Raw genomic sequence first — 15183 nt, 5'->3', positions numbered from 1 at the left:
CGCTGCCGGGCCGCCCGGCCCGGCCTGGCGCAAGCGAGGGCACCGCTACTCTTCATCGGGCGTCGGCTTGGCCTTGGGCGGGGCGAGGCCTTGCCCCAAGCGCACCGGTTCCAGGCCGGCATCCCTCAACGTATAGGCCGGTTTCGGCAGCGCAGCTGATCCCGCGGCCGCTTCCGGACGTGCATCGGTCAGCGAGTAGGCGGGATTGTTCGATGTGGCTGCGCGGGTGGCCGTTGCCGCGGCGGAAGGCGGTGCGTGGCCCTCCACCGTGCCCGCCGCGAGGGGCGCCGGCATGTCGAGCCGGGTGGCGGCCTCGATGGCGGCCGCTGCCTTCATCCGTGCAGCGTCGCGGTCCACCTTCTGCTGCCGGCCGGGCGCACCGGTCTCGGCCGGCGCGCCCTGATCCTTCCGCTCGCGACGCGAACGAGCCGCCGAGGCGCCAGCCGCAGCCGGGCGGATCGGCACATCCAGCGTGTCCTGCCCCATCGGGAAGAGCGTTCCCCCCGGTGGCGGCGGCGCCTGGCTGGGGAAGAGGCGCTCCGCCAAGTCGGAACTGCCGCCCGGGGCCCTGACTGGCGGCAAGGGCGCCGACAGGGTCGAGGGCCAGGACTGCGGCTTCACGGTGGACTCGCGACCGCTCTTCAGCGACACCAGGAAACCGACGACCAGGAGACCGGCCACCAGCCAGGTCAGGATCCAGCCTGGCTCGCGGAAGGGGCGCGCCGGTGGCGGCGCTGCAGCCGGAGCAGGCGCGGCAGCCATCAACTCGCGGGACCACGCGCGCCAGCGTTCGATGTCCTGCAAGGGCGCGATCAGGTGCAGCCAGTTCGGGAAGCACCGGGCACAGAATTCGAGCATCCCGAGTTCCGTCACCAGGACCTGGTTTGCCGGGCGGGTACCGCGGCGCAGCTGGCGGATCAGGTCGCGCTGCTCCTGCCGACGTTGCGGTGTTTGGCCGTCGTACAGCATGCGCTCCTCGATGGCGGCATTGAGGCACTCGCCCACGCCGCCGAAGGGTGCGAGGCGCCGCGGGTCGTCACGCCAGTTGAAACAGGCGACCGCCGGCCCCAGCAAGAATTCGTTGCCGGGGCGCCATCCCTGCGCAAGGTGGCGTGCGACGCGCCCCTCGAAGCTGCGCCGGGCATCGAGGCTGATCAGGCGGGCGTCGTTCATGCAGCGCTCGAGCAGCAGCCGGGCCGCTTCTTCCTCTTGCAGGGGCGGCTGCAGGCCGGCCTTGAAGTCCTCGAAGACAGCCGCTGCCGCCGCTTCGGCGCCGTGCAGCAGTTGCGCCGGGCTCCAGGGACCCTCCTGCGTGCGCGCCTCCGGAGGTGCCGGTGCCGGTGCCAGTGCAGGTGCAGGTGCAGGTGCAGGTGCAGGTGCAGGTGCAGGTGCAGGTGCAGGTGCAGGTGCCGGGCTGTGGCCGCCCGGTGCCGGGCGTGCCGCCGGCACGTCCGCGGCGGCCGTGGTGGCGGCCCCGTCCTCGCCGCTGGCGGCGCCGGCGACGCTTGGCAGGCCGTCGCCCGGACCGGCCTGATGAACGTAGGCCAAGGCCGCCTCGTAGTCCTCGCGCAATGACTGGAATCCGGCCGGATCGGCCTGCGGGTCGATCTGCTTCAGGCGTTTGGCATAGGCGCGCTTGACCGCGCGTTCATCCGCGTCCGGGCCAAGCTCAAGGCGGGCCAGGAAGGAGGGCGCAAAGTTCATCGGCGGTTCCTGCGGCTCAGTCGGGCGCGCCGTTGAGGAAGCTGTCGCGCTCGATGTGATCGAGCAGCTGCTCGAAGCCGCGCCGCTGCGGCGCGATCAGCCGATCGTCCTGCGTTGCCAGCAGGCGCTCGAAAGCGAAGATCCGCATCCCGAGCTGCTCGCGGGCGTCGCCCCGCAACTGCTCGTAGAGCCGTTCCGCGCGCGCCAGCAAGGTGCGGTTCTCCAGCTTCTCGCGGGGGTGGATCTTCAGCTCGGCCAGGGCCTGCAGCCGCTGCGCGATGTCTTCCTCGGACAGGCCGCCTGCCTGCCCCTGGATGAGCAGCGTGGACGTCTCCTGCGTCTTCACGATCGTGGCTTCGACCTGCAGCAGTCCATCCACATCGTAAGTAAAGCGCACGTCGACGCCGCTTTCCTCATGCGGGCCCGGCGGCAGCACCAGGCGCAGCTCGCCGAGGTGGATGTTGTCCTTGACGAGACGTGCTTCGCCTTGGAAGACGTTCAAGTGCATTTCGGTCTGCCCGGGTGCCATCGGGTGGTAGCGTTTCACGCGGCTCAAGGGCACGGGGCTGTTGCGCTCGATGATGGGATCGAAGTGGCCGTGTGACGCATCGTGGGCGGAAAGGCGCCGGCTGACCTCCACGCCGAGCGAGTAGGGCGAGACATCGGTCATCACCACTTCCGAAAGCGCCCGGTCGCGCGCCTTCAAGCCGGCCTGCACCGCGGCGCCGAGCGCCACCACCGCATCGGGGTCGAGGTCGATCGCGGGAAAGCGCCCGAACATGGTCGTCACCAGCCGCCGGATCAACGGCATGCGCGTCGCGCCGCCGGCCAGCACGATGTTGCTGAGTTCGCTGCTGCGCAGGTCGGCGTCGCGCAGGGCCCGCTCGACCGGCGCCCGAAGCCGGGCCAGCAGGGGCGCGCACGCCTGCTCCAGTTCGGCTTCGCCGATCTGCAGCGCGTAGTCGCTGTCCTTGTGCCACAGCCGCATCGTCGCCGTTGGCTGGCTGCTCAAGGCGCACTTCGCGGCCTCGGCCTGGGCCCGCAGCTGCTGCATGAAGACCGGCTCCTTGCGCAGCCGCTCCGGCAGTTCCTGCCGGGTGAAGAACAGCTCCACCAGCGCGGTGACGAAGTCCTCTCCGCCGAGGAAGTTGTCGCCGGCCGATGCCCGCACCTCCATCACGCCCTCGAACAGCTCGAGCACGGAAACGTCGAACGTGCCGCCACCCAGGTCGAACACCAGGAAGCGGGTCTCGCTGTCCAGGTGGTGCATGCCATAGGCCAGTGCGGCGGCGGTCGGTTCGTTGAGCAGACGCTCCACGCGCAGGCCGGCGAGCTGGCCTGCGGCCCGGGTCGCCTTGCGCTGTGTGTCCGAGAAATAGGCCGGCACGGTGATGACGGCTTCGGTCACCGGTTCGCCAAGGATGGCCTCTGCGTCGGCCTTCAGCGACTTGAGGACGAGGGCCGACAGCTCTTCGGCGCGGAACTCGCGCCGTCCCAGGCGCAGCGTCTTGTTGCTCCCCATGTAGCGCTTGAATACCGCGGCGGTGCGCTCGGGATGGGTCTGCAGGCGGTCACGCGCCGCGCGGCCCACCAGCACCGAGCCATCGTCGTCGAGGCTGACGCAGGACGGCGTGAGCCGGTCCCCCAGCGCGTTGGGCAGCAGGCGCGGCTGTCCGTCCTGCCACACGGCCACGAGGCTGTTGGTCGTGCCCAGGTCAATGCCGATGATCATGTTCTTGGTTCCCTCTCCGCGATCACCCTGCGCCGGTGTCGCCTTGTTGTTGCGCTACCCGTCCGTGCACGCGGGCGGCGGATGCGGATGCTAACGCTGCACGGTGGCGCGGCGGCTGCGGCGAGAACGCCAGGAGCCCGGCGTTCGAGACGTTTTTCTCGGCGCTGCCGAAGACCGTCCGGCCGGGCGTTGACGTGCACAGAGGCCGGCGGCCGCTGTCCCGCGCGATCGACCGGCGCCGCCGAGAGACCGGCTGCCACAGCGGTCCGGACCTGAGCCGGCGGCGCGGGACGGGGAGGGCGCGGCCGCGGCGGCCGAGCCGGGCAGCACCGGTTGTCGACCACCTCGACCCGGCGCGCAGCCCTGAGGCGCCAGTGCCTCAGCGCGCTGCCGTCTGACCCTCACGCCCGGCTCGCCGGTAGGCGCTGGGCGGCACGCCCACATGCCGCCTGAAGTGCGCCCGCAGGGCGGTTGCACTGTGGAAGCCGACTTCGGTGGCCACCCGCTCCACCGGCAGCCGCGTGCCCTCGAGCAGGCGCTGCGCTTCCTTCACGCGGGCGCGCAGCAGCCACTGGGTCGGCGACAGCCCGGTCTCCTCCAGGAAGCGCCGGTGCAGGGTGCGCACACTCAACCGGCCGGCGGCGGCGATGTTGTCGAGGCTGAGGTCGCGGTCCAGGTGGTTCAGGAGCCAGACCAGCAGCTCCTGCAGTGGCGGCTCCACGGCGGCGCGAGGGCGCCGGACATACTGCGGCTGCCCTGCCGCTCGCTGCAGTGGCACCACCGCGAGCTTGGCAGTCTCGGCCGCCACGCCCACCCCATGGTCCAGCGCCACCAGGTGCAGGCAGAGATCGATGCCTGCCGCTGCACCGGCGGAGGTGTAGACCATGCCGTCTTCGGTGAACAGCACGTTCTGCAGCACCTCGACCGCGGGGTAGCGCCGCGCCAGCGCCGGGGCGACCTGCCAATGGGTGGTGGCGCGCTTGCCGTCGAGCAGGCCGGCGGCGGCCAGCACAAAGGCACCGGTGCAGATGGAGACGAGACGCGCACCCCGGTGGGCTGCCTGCCGAAGCGCCCGCAGCACGCCGGCCGGCAGGGGGCCGGAAGGATCGGACAGGCCGGGGACGATGACGGTGTCGGCCTCGGCCAGGTCGTCCAGCGTGTGCCGCAGCTGCAGGCTGAACCAGCCCGCGCCCACCGTGTCCGACGCCGCACACACCTTGATCTGGTAGCCACCACGACGGGCCGGCACCGGCGCGCGGCCGAACACCTCGCACGGGGTGGCCAGGTCGAAGGCAATGACATCGTCGAAGGCGAGAACGGCGATCTTGTGCATGGCAGGATTCTAAGGAGCCACTGGACGCTCGCAAACGGCGGCCAGCCGCACGGCGCAGGGTGAAGAAACAGGCACCGCAACGCCGCTCCGGCATTCTCGCGTTGGCAGGAAGCTTTCGGTTTTGTGCACCAGCCGGCTGGAGGCGAACCGCCGGTGGCGGGATGATTCCGCCCCGTGTTCAACATTGCGAGCGACGACCACACCATGCGCGCCCCCGCCTCTCCTCCTTCGCCCGACTACCGCCGGTGGCGCCGCGCCTCCCTGGTCGAGGGTGGCACCTTGCTGCTCCTGGTGGGCGTGGCGGTGCCACTGAAGCATGCGGCCGGAGACGCCCGCCTGGTGGGCGTGCTGGGGCCCGTGCACGGCCTGGCCTTTGTCTATTACCTGTGGGTGCTGGCGGGCGTGATGCGGCCCGGCGAATGGCGCTGGACCGAGGTGCTGCGTGCGGTGGTGGCGGCCGCCATCCCGCTGGGCAACCTGGCCAATGTCCATCTGTTTCGTCGCAAGCTGTGCGCGCCGCCCCGGCCAGGGGAGGCCCGATGACGGGAATCACGGCCGTTGCGCTGCTGGGGGTCGCCAAGGCGGCCCATCTCGCGGCAGCGGTCCTGTTCCTCTCGGGTCTGCTCTTGCTGAGTGCCATCCTGCGCGTGGTGCAGCGCCATCCCCACCCCTTGAACCCGCAGAACCGCGCCTTGCTGGTGGCGGCCCGCCAATGGGACCGTCGTGTCGCCACGCCTGCCTTGCTGGTGCTGTGGATGCTCGGGCTCGCCATGGCGGTGGGGCTCGCCGCACTGCCTGCGACATGGCTGCAGCTGAAGCTGTTGCTGGTGGTCGGCCTGTCGGCCTGGCACGGCCGGCAGTCGGCGATGGTGAGCCGGCTGCTGCAGGGCAACGGCCATGCAGCAGCCCCCCGGGCCCCCGGTGCGGCCGCCGGGTGGGCGGCCCTGGCGACGGTCCTGATCGCGGGGCTGGCGGTGCTCAAGCCGTTCCAATAGCCGGGGCCGCTGTGCAGGGCAGGGACCGCCGGCGACGACTTCATGCTGACTTCACCGCGCCTTTCTAGAGTGGCGGCCTTGCTGCTTTCCTGCCTGCCAGAACGTGCCCTTCACCTCCTCCTTGAGCCGGTGCCTGCAGAGCCCCTGGGCCTGCGTGGCCGGCCTGCTTGCAAATGCTGCCGCGCTGTACGCCGTCCTGCTGCGGCTGCTCGACACCGGCGTGATCGGACCGCTTTCCTCGGCCCTGTTGCTCTGCGTGCTACTGGCCACGGTCGGCATGACGAGGGCGCTGCGGGCCCAGCACCGGGCGCGGCGGCGTGGCGCCCAGCTCGTCGCGGCGCTCTCCATCCTCGGCACGGTGATCGTGTCGCTGTGGAGCATCGTGGTGGCGCTCGGGGCGGCTTTCCTCGGCGCCTTGCCGGACGGCTTCGGACGCGACATCGACATCCCGCCCGGCATGGTCCTGCGGGAGCCGGCACCGAGCCTCGAGCCCGTGGCCCTCGATGAGCCGGCGTATCGGCCCTTGCTGCGCCTGGCGGACGCAGCACCTCCGCCGGCCCGGTGGTCCGAGGTCCGGTTCGACGCCCAGGCATGGGCGGCCCTGACGCAGCGCGACACCGAACTCCTGCTGCGCTACTTGCGCAGCCACCCGGGCTGGCGGATCCAGGCGGGCGGCGGCGGCGAGATGGAGGCCAGGCGCAGCATCGACTTCGCGCGGCACCGCAGCCACTGGTTCGACATCGAGGTGGTGGTGCTGCTGCGTTCCGGCCTGGCGACCGAGTCCCACCCAGCGCCTGCTGCCGGCGTCCCTGGCGGCGAGCCTGCCGCCGGCCTGCCGGGGCGCCTGCCGCTGGCCTTCGAGTCCGACGGGCAGGGCGGCCTGCACCATGCCAGGCTGCTCATCGACATGCCCCGCCTGCGCATCAGCCTGCGGCAGTCCTCGCGCTGGCCCGACGGCCAGCCACTGCAGCACGCGCTTGACGGCGTGGCGGCCGAGCTGGGGCATGTGCTTGCCGCAGGCCGGTGGCACAGTGGCCTGCTGCCGCCGGGCAGCGTTGCCTCGGGCTCGCCCGACATCCGGCTCGCCGGGGGTGCGGGGGCGTTCGAGATCGAGGTGGCGGCCAATCCGGGGGAAGCCGGGCGCGTGTACCTCAAGGCCTTCGAGGCGACCCGCAACATCGAGGTGCTGGCCACGGCGCGACGCCCGATCGGCTGGTCCGGCCAGGGAGCCGAGCTGTTCCGTCTCCGCGAGTCGGTGCTGGTGCATGCGGGCGATCCGGGTGTCTACTATCCGGCGCGCTTCGAGGCCTGGTTCGTTCCGGATTCCGGGACGGCCGAGCGCAAGCTGGTCGAGGTGCTGTACCGCATCGATGGTTGGCAGAAGTAGCCGCCGTGCACCGGCGCGCCATCGCATCCCGCGTGCAGCAGTGCTGGAACGAGCCGGCTCCGGCCCTGGACATCGCGAGGCCATGGCGCCGCCAATCCCCGTTGCAGGCAGCGCGACCTGGGCCACCGCCGTCGCATCGAGCGCCAAGCGGGACGAGCGGGTGGCATGCGCAACGCGCATTCACGGATCTGGTGGCGGGCCGCGGCCACGCTCCCGCGAAGACCGTGGGAGGGCTGCGGCCTGCAGCGCGCGCGGGTCGCGCCTCCTGTCCCTGCGCAGCGGCAAGGGAGGCTGCTGCGCTCCCAACCCGGCCCCTTGCGGCCGCCGGCCGGCCTTGCCCGGGCGGCCTCGCTAAGGGTTTCCTCGTGGGTTCACCGAGGGCCCGATCTGCACCAGAATTCGGGTGGCACCGGTTCCATGCACTGACGCATCAAAGAATGGAACCGGTTCCATAGTGGCTGCGCCCGTATCCGGCAGACGAACCGCGCTGACGCGTCTCACTGCCGCGTCCCACTGTCGCGTCCCACAGTCGCGTCCGATAGCACCAGGAGACGACATGCTTCACGCCCCCTCGGCCTCTCACCCCAACGTCCAGCGCCCCTGGCGCCTGGCCCTTGCAGCGGCCGCGCTGCTTGCCGGTTGCGGCGGCTCCGGCGAGCCCGCCGCCCGCCACGCCTCCGCCCCGCCCGGCGACCCGTCCGGGACCACGGCCGGCGCCGCTGCGACCTTGCCCGGCGGCCGCTACGTCATCCGCAATGTGCACAGCCACAAGTGCGTCGAAGTGGCCGGCGCCGCCACCGGGGACGGCGGCAACATCCAGCAGAACAGCTGCACCGGCGCGCTCAACCAGGCCTTTGACGTCAGTGAAGTGTCCGCCGGCGTCTACCGGTTGCTGGCGGCGCACAGTGGCAAGGCCATGGACGTGAGCGGTGCCTCCACCAGCGACGGCGCCAACGTGCAACAGTGGCACGACAACGGCACCGCCGCGCAGCGCTTCCGGCTGCAGAGCGACGTCGCAGGCGGCTACGCGCTGGTCAACCTCAACAGCAACAAGTGCGTCGATGTGGCCGGCGCGTCCACCGGCGACGCTGCCAACATCCAGCAGTACGGCTGCAACGGCACCGGCGCGCAGCGCTTCGTGTTCGAGCCGGTCGGCGCCGGCGTGGTGGACCTGGGGCCGAACGTCAAGGTCTTCGATCCGTCGATGAGCGCCGATGCCATCCAGGCCGAGCTCGATGACGTCTACCGCCAGCAGGAGACCAACCAGTTCGGCCCGCAGCGGCATGCCTTTCTTTTCAAGCCGGGCACGTATCACAACTTCGTGCGGGTGGGCTACTACACCCAGGTGCTCGGCCTCGGCCGCTCACCGAACGACGTCACGATCCATGGCGGCCTGCATGTGGATGCCGAGTGGTTCGGCCAGAACGCCACCCAGAATTTCTGGCGCGGTGCCGAGAACCTCAGCGTGGTGCCCGGCAACAACAACACCATGGTGTGGGCGGTGTCACAGGCAGTACCCTTCCGCCGCATGCACGTGCAGGGCAACCTGCACCTGTTCGACCGCGATGGCTGGTCCAGCGGCGGCTTCATCGCCGACTCGAAGATCGACGGCACCGTGATCTCCGGCAGCCAGCAGCAGTGGCTCTCCCGCAATGCCGAGTTCGGCCGCTGGGAAGGCGGGGTGTGGAACATGATGTTCGTCGGTGCCGTGAATGCGCCGGCCCCCAGTTTCCCCGACCCGCCGCATACCGTGCTCGAGCAGACGCCGCTGGTGCGCGAGAAGCCCTACCTCACGGTGGACACCGCCGGCCAGTACAGCGTGGTGGTGCCCGAGTTGCGCAGCAACAGCCGCGGCGTTTCGTGGGCGCAGGGCGCGTCGGCAGGGCAGGTCCTGCCGCTGTCGCAGTTCCATGTGGCCAAACCCGCCATCGACACCGCTGCCACGATCAATGCAGCCCTGGATGCCGGCAAGCACCTGCTCTTCACACCCGGCATCTACCGGCTCGACCAGACGCTGCGGATCCGGCGCAGCAACACGGTGGTGCTGGGCCTCGGCCTCGCCACGCTGGTGCCCGTGGGCGGCATCACCGCGATGGCGGTGGATGATGTCGACGGCGTCAAGATCGCCGGCCTGCTGTTCGATGCCGGCGAGACGGTTTCGCCGGCTTTGCTCGAGGTGGGGCCGGTGACCAGCGCGGCCAGCCATGCAGCCAACCCGACCTCGCTGCACGACTTGTTCTTCCGCGTCGGTGGCACCGGCGCGCTGGGCCGTGCCGACGCCAGCCTCGTCATCAACAGCCACCATGTCATCGGCGATCATTTCTGGGTCTGGCGCGCCGACCATGGCGAGCACGTCGGCTGGGACATCAACACCAGCCGCAACGGCGTGATCGTGAATGGCGACGACGTGCGCATCTACGGGCTCTTCGTCGAGCACTTCCACGAGTACCAGACCCTGTGGCGTGGCGAGCGCGGCCAGCTCTACTTCTACCAGAGCGAGATTCCCTACGACGTGCCGAGCCAGGCGGCTTGGATGAACAACGGCGCCAACGGCTTCGCCTCGTACAAGGTGGCCGACGATGTCACCGAGCACGCGGCGTGGGGCCTGGGCATCTACTGCTTCTTCCAGGCCAACCCGTCCCTGAAGCTGGGCAATGCCATCGAGGCGCCGCAGCGGCCAGGCGTGCGCTTTCACAACATGACGACGGTGTCGCTGGGCGGTGTGGGCGAGATCACGCACATCATCAACGGCCGCGGCGACACCGTGAACGCGGAGCCGGGCCGGTTGCGGGCCACCCTGCCGCAATGAGCCGGGCGGGCCGTGGCGGCGGGCAGGAGCGGCCGCCCCTCCGCGGCCTCGGCCCGCTGTGGCACCAGGCACACTGAATCAGAACAACCGTCGTTGAAGGAGAACCGATGAAGATGTTCCATTCCCGTCCACTGTCGCGGCTGCGCCACCTGGCGGCGGCCCTTGGCCTCGGCTGGCTGGCGGCTTGCGGTGGCGGCTCCGGCGGCGATGCCGCTGGTGCGCGGGCATCCGGCACGCCCGCCAGCCAGGCCACGGCCGCCTCGCTGGTGCCGGGGCGCTACAGCGTCGTCAACGCCAACAGCCAGAAGTGCGTGGACGTCGCCGGCCCGTCCACGGCCGACGGCGCCAACATCCACCAATGGAGCTGCCACGGCGGCAGCAACCAGAGCTTCGACCTGGTGCCGGCCGAAGGCGGCAGCTTCGAGCTGGTGGCCGCCCACAGTGGCAAGGCACTGGAGGTGGCCGGCGCGGCGAGCCACGACGGCGCCAACATCCAGCAGTGGAGCGTGCATCATGGCAGCGGGCAGCGCTTCCGCGTGGAGTCGCTCGACGGCACGCGCTACACGCTGGTGAACGTCGGCAGCGGAAAATGCGTGGACGTGGCCGCCGCCTCGACGGCCGATGGCGCCAACATCCAGCAGTACGGCTGCAACGGCACCGGTGCGCAGCTGTTCTCCTTCCGCGCGGCCGGCAGCCCGCCGGCCACCGGCAAGAGCGCCAAGCGCGGCATTGCGTACGACCTGGCCGACGCACGCGACCTCGAGGCGCTCTCGAAGGGCGTGAGCTGGTGGTACAACTGGAGCCCGCGGGTCAATGCCGGCCTGCCAGCCGACTACCGCGCCCGCTATGGTGCCGATTTCCTGCCCATGCTGTGGAACGGCAACTACCAGAGTGCGGAGGTGGAGGCCTTCCTGAAGGCCAACCCGCACATCCAGTACCTGCTGGTGCTGAACGAGCCCAACCTGGTGGACCAGGCCAACCTCACGCCGCAGCAGGCCGCGGCAATCTGGCCCGGCTACGAGGCGCTGGCCGCGCGCACCGGGGTCAAGATCGTCGGCCCGGCAATCACCTGGGGCACCCTGCCGGGCTACAGCGACCCGGTGGCCTGGCTCGATGCCTTCCATGCGGCCTACCGCCAGGCCAACGGCGGCCGCGACCCGCGCATCGACTACCTGGCCTTCCATTGGTACGACTATGGGCTGGGCGGCCAGCTCGACCGATTGAAGAAGTACGGCAAGTCGTTCTGGGTCACCGAGTTCGCCAACTGGCATTCGCAGCCGGACGGTGCGCAGATCGATACCGTGGTCAAGCAGAAGGCCCAGATGACCGAGATGGTGGCCACCTGCGAGCAGCGCGACGATGTGTTCCGCTATGCCTGGTTCACCGGCCGCTGGAGCAACGATGTGCACCACACCAGCCTGCTGGCTGGCCCCGGGCAGCTCACCGAGCTGGGGCGGCACTACCTGTCGTTGCCGTACCGGCCGCGCTGAGCAACACGCCTGTCTCCGGGGCCCGCGAGGCCCTGGGCGCCGCGGCCGCCGGCGCGGCCTATGCGGCCGACAGGCGCCGTGCCAGCCCGGGGGCGACCCACAGCCCGCCGTCGGCCTGCACCCACAGGGCCTCCAGCTCGCGCTGCGCGTTCAGGCGGGCCCGGGCAGCGCCGGCACCACCGACCATCAGGGCCGCCCCGGCGCCATTGACCGACCCCAGTTCACGCCCGACCAGGGTCAGGCCGCGCAGCCCGTGCGCGGGCAGGCCGGTGGACGGGTCCAGCACATGGTGCAGCCGCTCGCCCTGGTCGACGAAGTAGCGCTCGTAGTCGCCGGACGACACGACGAATCCTTCGCTCACCGGCAGCACGCCGAGCAGGCGCTGCGGCGCACGGGGATCCCGCACGCCCACCCGCCACGGGCGATCCTCCAGCGGGCCACCCACGACGACATCGCCGCCGCCATTGATCATGGCGGCCGTGATGCCCTGGCCCTTCAAGGTCTGGATGCCCGCATCGAGGATCGGCAGCTTGGCGACGCCGCCCAGGTCGATGCGCATGCCGCGCCGCGTCAGGAAGGCGGTGCCGGCGCGCTCGTCGAGCACCAGGTGGCGGTAGTCCACCAGCGGCAACTGGCGCGCAAGGGCCTGCGGCGATGGCATCCGTGGATGCCGGGGGTCGAAGGACCAGTCGGTGATCGAAGCCACCGTGACATCGAAGGCACCGCCGCTGCGCTCGGACTCTCGCCGCGCCATCTTCAGCACCTGCATCAGCTCCGGCGGCACGGCAATGGCCTGCAGGCCGGCTGCCAGGTTGATGGCGCTCACCACGCTGGTCGGCCGGAAGCGGCTCATCATGGCCACCAGCCGCTCCATCTCCGCCCAGGCGAGCGCGATGGCAGCGCGAAGCTGCCCAGGGTCGCGACCGCTGGCGCTGATGTCGACCCGCGTGCCCATCAGCGGGCGGGATTCCTGCAGCAGCGGCTGCCGGGCCCGCTGTGGCGAGAACACGCCGGCGGATGCGAGCCCGCTGGCCAGCAGCGGCACGGCCGCCACCAGGGCGCGGCGCTGCCGGTTGACCGTGCGGCCACGGTGGCTCGAGGGCGCTTGCATCACGACCGGGCTCCTTGCGTCAGCGCTTGAAGGTCACCATGTAGTCGACCGCCGCCTTGACGTCGTCGTCGCTCAGCGAGGCCGAGCCGCCGCGGGCAGGCATCTGGCCCTTGGCGCCGGTGAAGCCTTCGATGGCGTGCTTGTACAGCTGCTCCTTGCCCTGGCTGGCACGGGCGCTCCAGTCGGCCTCGTCGCCGGGCTTCGGCGCGCCGGCGACGCCGGCGCTGTGGCACATCGAGCAGACGTTGCCGTAGACCTTCTTGCCCACCGGGTTCTCGGCCACGGCCGGCGCAGCCGCCGGAGCCGGGGTGGCCGCAGGCTCGGCCGCGGGTGCAGTGGTCGCTGCCGCCGGTTCTTCCTTCTGGCCGCAAGCGGCAAGCATCGCGGCTGCCGCGAGCACGCAGGTCAGCAGTCCCTTCTTCATCGTGCAACTCCAATACTGATGGTTGCTGCAGTCTAGGAGCGGCAATTGGCGTCCCAGCTGACGAATCTCAAAAGGTGCAGAAGAACTGCACTTTTCAGAAGACCTTGATGCAGCGCAAGGCTGGCGCCCCCCGTCCTGGCGACCATGCGGCAGGGAGAAATATCCACATCTGAACAAACCGGTGGCCGCATGTCGCGTCCATCCGGAGCACTTCCTGAGGGTCGCAACATGAGCCAAGGCAAACAAACGCCGAACGAGAAGATGCCCGTCGAGGGGCGTCGCCGCTTTCTGAATACGGCCGCAGCGGCCGGCCTGACGGTCGGCCTGGCGGCATGCAACGACAAGGGCGGCGCCGCGGCGTCGGCCGCCTCCGCATCCGCGCCGGGCCCGGCCGCAGCGGCCCACGCCGACACGGCCGGCATCCACCTGAAGCCGGGCGAGCTGGACACCTACTACGGGCTGTGGAGCGGCGGCCACACCGGCGACATGCGGGTGCTGGGGCTGCCTTCGGGCCGCGAGATCCTGCGCATTCCCTGCTTCGTGCCGGACGCGCTGGTGGGCTGGGGCATCACCAACGAATCGAAGAAGGTCATGGGCACCAAGCCGGACGGCAGCCTGCGCTACGTCGTCGGCGACAGCCACCACGTGCATGCTTCCTACAAGGACGGCAACTACGACGGCCGCTACGCCTGGATCAACGACAAGATCAACAGCCGTCTGGCCCGCATCCGGCTCGACTACTTCGTTTGCGACAAGATCACCGAGCTGCCCAATGTGCAGGGCTTCCACGGCATCTTCCCGGACAAGCGCGACCCGGTCGATCCCGCCATCAACTACACCACCCGCGTCTTCTGCGGTGCAGAGTTCCACATCCCGCTGCCCAATCAAGGCATCGACAAGCCGGACCAGTACCGCACGCTGTTCAGCTGCGTGGACGCCGAGACGATGGACGTCCGCTGGCAGGTGCTGATCGACGGCAACTGCGACCTCACCGCCACCTCGTATGACGGCAAGCTGGCGGCCACCAACCAGTACAACACCGAAGGCGGCGCCCACTACGAGGACATGATGTCCGCCGAGCGCGACGCCTGCCTGTTCTTCAACATCGCCCGCATCGAGCAGGCGGTGAAGGACGGCAAGTTCCGCACCATCGGTACCTCCAAGGTGCCGGTGGTGGACGGCACCCGTGCCTCCAATGCCGACCCGAAGACGGCGCTGACCGCCTATGTCAGCGTTCCCAAGAACCCGCACGGCGTCAATGCGAGCCCGGACGGCAAGTACTTCATCTGCGCCGGCAAGCTGTCGCCGACCGCGACGGTGATCGACTTGTCCAAGGTGCTGGACTGGTTCGACGGCAAGCTGGAGAAGATCGACCAGGCGATCGCCGCCGAGGTCGAGCTGGGGCTGGGTCCGCTGCACACCGCCTTCGACGGGCGCGGCAACGCCTACACCACCTTGTTCCTGGACAGCCAGGTGGTGAAGTGGAACGTGGAAGCGGCCATCAAGTTCCACGCCGGCGACAAGACCGCCAAGTACGTGGTGGACCGCCTGGACGTGCAATACCAGCCAGGCCATGTCAACGCCTCGCAGTCCGAAACCCGGGCCGCCGACGGCAAGTGGCTGGCGGTGGGCTGCAAGTTCTCCAAGGACCGCTTCCTGCCGGTGGGGCCGCTGCATCCGGAAAACGAGCAGCTGATCGACATCTCGGGCGAGAAGATGGTGCTGGCCGCCGACCACCCGGTGCGGGGCGAGCCGCATGACTTCATCATCTTCAAGCGCGACCTGCTGCGCCCGAAGCAGGTGTATGCGCTGGACGACTTCCCGCTCGCCATCAAGGACCCGAAGGAATCGGGTGTCGTCCGCAACGGCAAGAAGGTCACCGTCAAGCTGACCTCGCAGGCACCGGCCTTCAGCCTGCGCGAGTTCACCGTGAAGAAGGGCGACGAGGTGACGCTGATCCTCACCAACCTGGACAAGGTGGAGGACCTGACGCACGGCTTCGCGATCCCGAAGTACAACGTCAACTTCATCGTCAACCCACAGGAGACCGCCTCGGTGACCTTCACCGCGGACCAACCGGGCGTCTTCTGGTGCTACTGCACCCACTTCTGCCACGCGCTCCACCTGGAGATGCGCACGCGGATGATCGTCGAGGGCTGACCTCACTGCAGGGCCAGGGCCCGCGCAGCGTTGCTGCC

Annotated in this window: 11 protein-coding genes and 1 pseudogene; 7 read left to right on the top strand and 5 right to left on the bottom strand. The window is 70.0% G+C overall.

Annotation, left to right across the window (positions count from 1 at the left end; translation table 11 throughout):
- Window positions 1–45: 45 nt before the first annotated feature.
- The 3 genes from N7L95_RS25375 to N7L95_RS25365 all read right to left on the bottom strand — a co-directional run bounded on the left by N7L95_RS25375 (window position 46) and on the right by N7L95_RS25365 (window position 4769).
- Entirely contained in the window at window positions 46–1704 is a 1659-nt protein-coding gene (locus N7L95_RS25375; protein WP_301260407.1) for a hypothetical protein, read from the bottom strand.
- A gap of 16 nt (window positions 1705–1720) precedes the next feature.
- On the bottom strand, window positions 1721–3436 hold the full coding sequence (locus tag N7L95_RS25370; RefSeq protein WP_301260406.1) for an Hsp70 family protein: 1716 nt from the start codon (window positions 3434–3436) through the stop codon (window positions 1721–1723).
- A 379-nt stretch (window positions 3437–3815) separates the two neighbouring features.
- Window positions 3816–4769, bottom strand: a complete 954-nt coding sequence (locus N7L95_RS25365; RefSeq protein ID WP_301260405.1) for a GlxA family transcriptional regulator — start codon at window positions 4767–4769, stop codon at window positions 3816–3818.
- A gap of 174 nt (window positions 4770–4943) precedes the next feature.
- Between N7L95_RS25365 and N7L95_RS25360 the strand changes: the two genes are divergently transcribed.
- The 6 genes and pseudogenes from N7L95_RS25360 to N7L95_RS25335 all read left to right on the top strand — a co-directional run bounded on the left by N7L95_RS25360 (window position 4944) and on the right by N7L95_RS25335 (window position 11450).
- The gene (locus N7L95_RS25360; RefSeq protein ID WP_301260404.1) at window positions 4944–5312 is read left to right on the top strand and encodes a DUF3817 domain-containing protein; all 369 of its coding nucleotides are present in this window, start codon (window positions 4944–4946) and stop codon (window positions 5310–5312) included.
- Window positions 5309–5764, top strand: coding sequence for a HemJ family protein (locus N7L95_RS25355; protein WP_301260403.1), 456 nt, complete (start codon window positions 5309–5311; stop codon window positions 5762–5764). The genes N7L95_RS25360 and N7L95_RS25355 overlap by 4 nt, the downstream gene beginning before the upstream one ends.
- Window positions 5765–5867: 103 nt before the next feature.
- Window positions 5868–7151: a hypothetical protein gene (locus tag N7L95_RS25350; protein WP_301260402.1), complete on the top strand. Its 1284-nt coding sequence runs from the start codon at window positions 5868–5870 to the stop codon at window positions 7149–7151.
- Window positions 7152–7707: 556 nt separating this feature from the next.
- Window positions 7708–9960 carry an RICIN domain-containing protein gene (locus N7L95_RS25345; protein WP_301260401.1) on the top strand — a complete coding sequence of 751 codons (2253 nt, stop codon included), beginning with the start codon at window positions 7708–7710 and terminating at the stop codon, window positions 9958–9960.
- Window positions 9961–10067: 107 nt separating this feature from the next.
- Window positions 10068–10592 (top strand): annotated as a pseudogene (locus N7L95_RS25340) (RICIN domain-containing protein); the annotation flags it as partial.
- Window positions 10593–10628: 36 nt separating this feature from the next.
- Complete coding sequence (locus N7L95_RS25335) at window positions 10629–11450, top strand: glycoside hydrolase family protein (RefSeq protein ID WP_435870121.1); 822 nt, start codon at window positions 10629–10631, stop codon at window positions 11448–11450.
- Window positions 11451–11508: 58 nt separating this feature from the next.
- On the opposite strand, the gene N7L95_RS25330 is transcribed toward N7L95_RS25335, so the two are convergent.
- Both N7L95_RS25330 and N7L95_RS25325 read right to left on the bottom strand, forming a co-directional pair.
- Window positions 11509–12561 carry an FAD:protein FMN transferase gene (locus N7L95_RS25330; protein ID WP_301260400.1) on the bottom strand — a complete coding sequence of 351 codons (1053 nt, stop codon included), beginning with the start codon at window positions 12559–12561 and terminating at the stop codon, window positions 11509–11511.
- A 19-nt stretch (window positions 12562–12580) separates the two neighbouring features.
- Window positions 12581–12985: a c-type cytochrome gene (locus N7L95_RS25325; RefSeq protein ID WP_301260399.1), complete on the bottom strand. Its 405-nt coding sequence runs from the start codon at window positions 12983–12985 to the stop codon at window positions 12581–12583.
- A 228-nt stretch (window positions 12986–13213) separates the two neighbouring features.
- Between N7L95_RS25325 and nosZ the strand changes: the two genes are divergently transcribed.
- The gene (nosZ, locus tag N7L95_RS25320; RefSeq protein WP_301260398.1) at window positions 13214–15145 is read left to right on the top strand and encodes a TAT-dependent nitrous-oxide reductase; all 1932 of its coding nucleotides are present in this window, start codon (window positions 13214–13216) and stop codon (window positions 15143–15145) included.
- Window positions 15146–15183 lie beyond the last annotated feature (38 nt).

Source organism: Eleftheria terrae (assembly GCF_030419005.1).
GTDB classification, from domain to species: Bacteria; Pseudomonadota; Gammaproteobacteria; order Burkholderiales; family Burkholderiaceae_C; genus Caldimonas; species Caldimonas terrae.
Note: the sequence above shows the minus strand (reverse complement) of the source record. Positions and strands in the feature narration are given on the sequence as shown.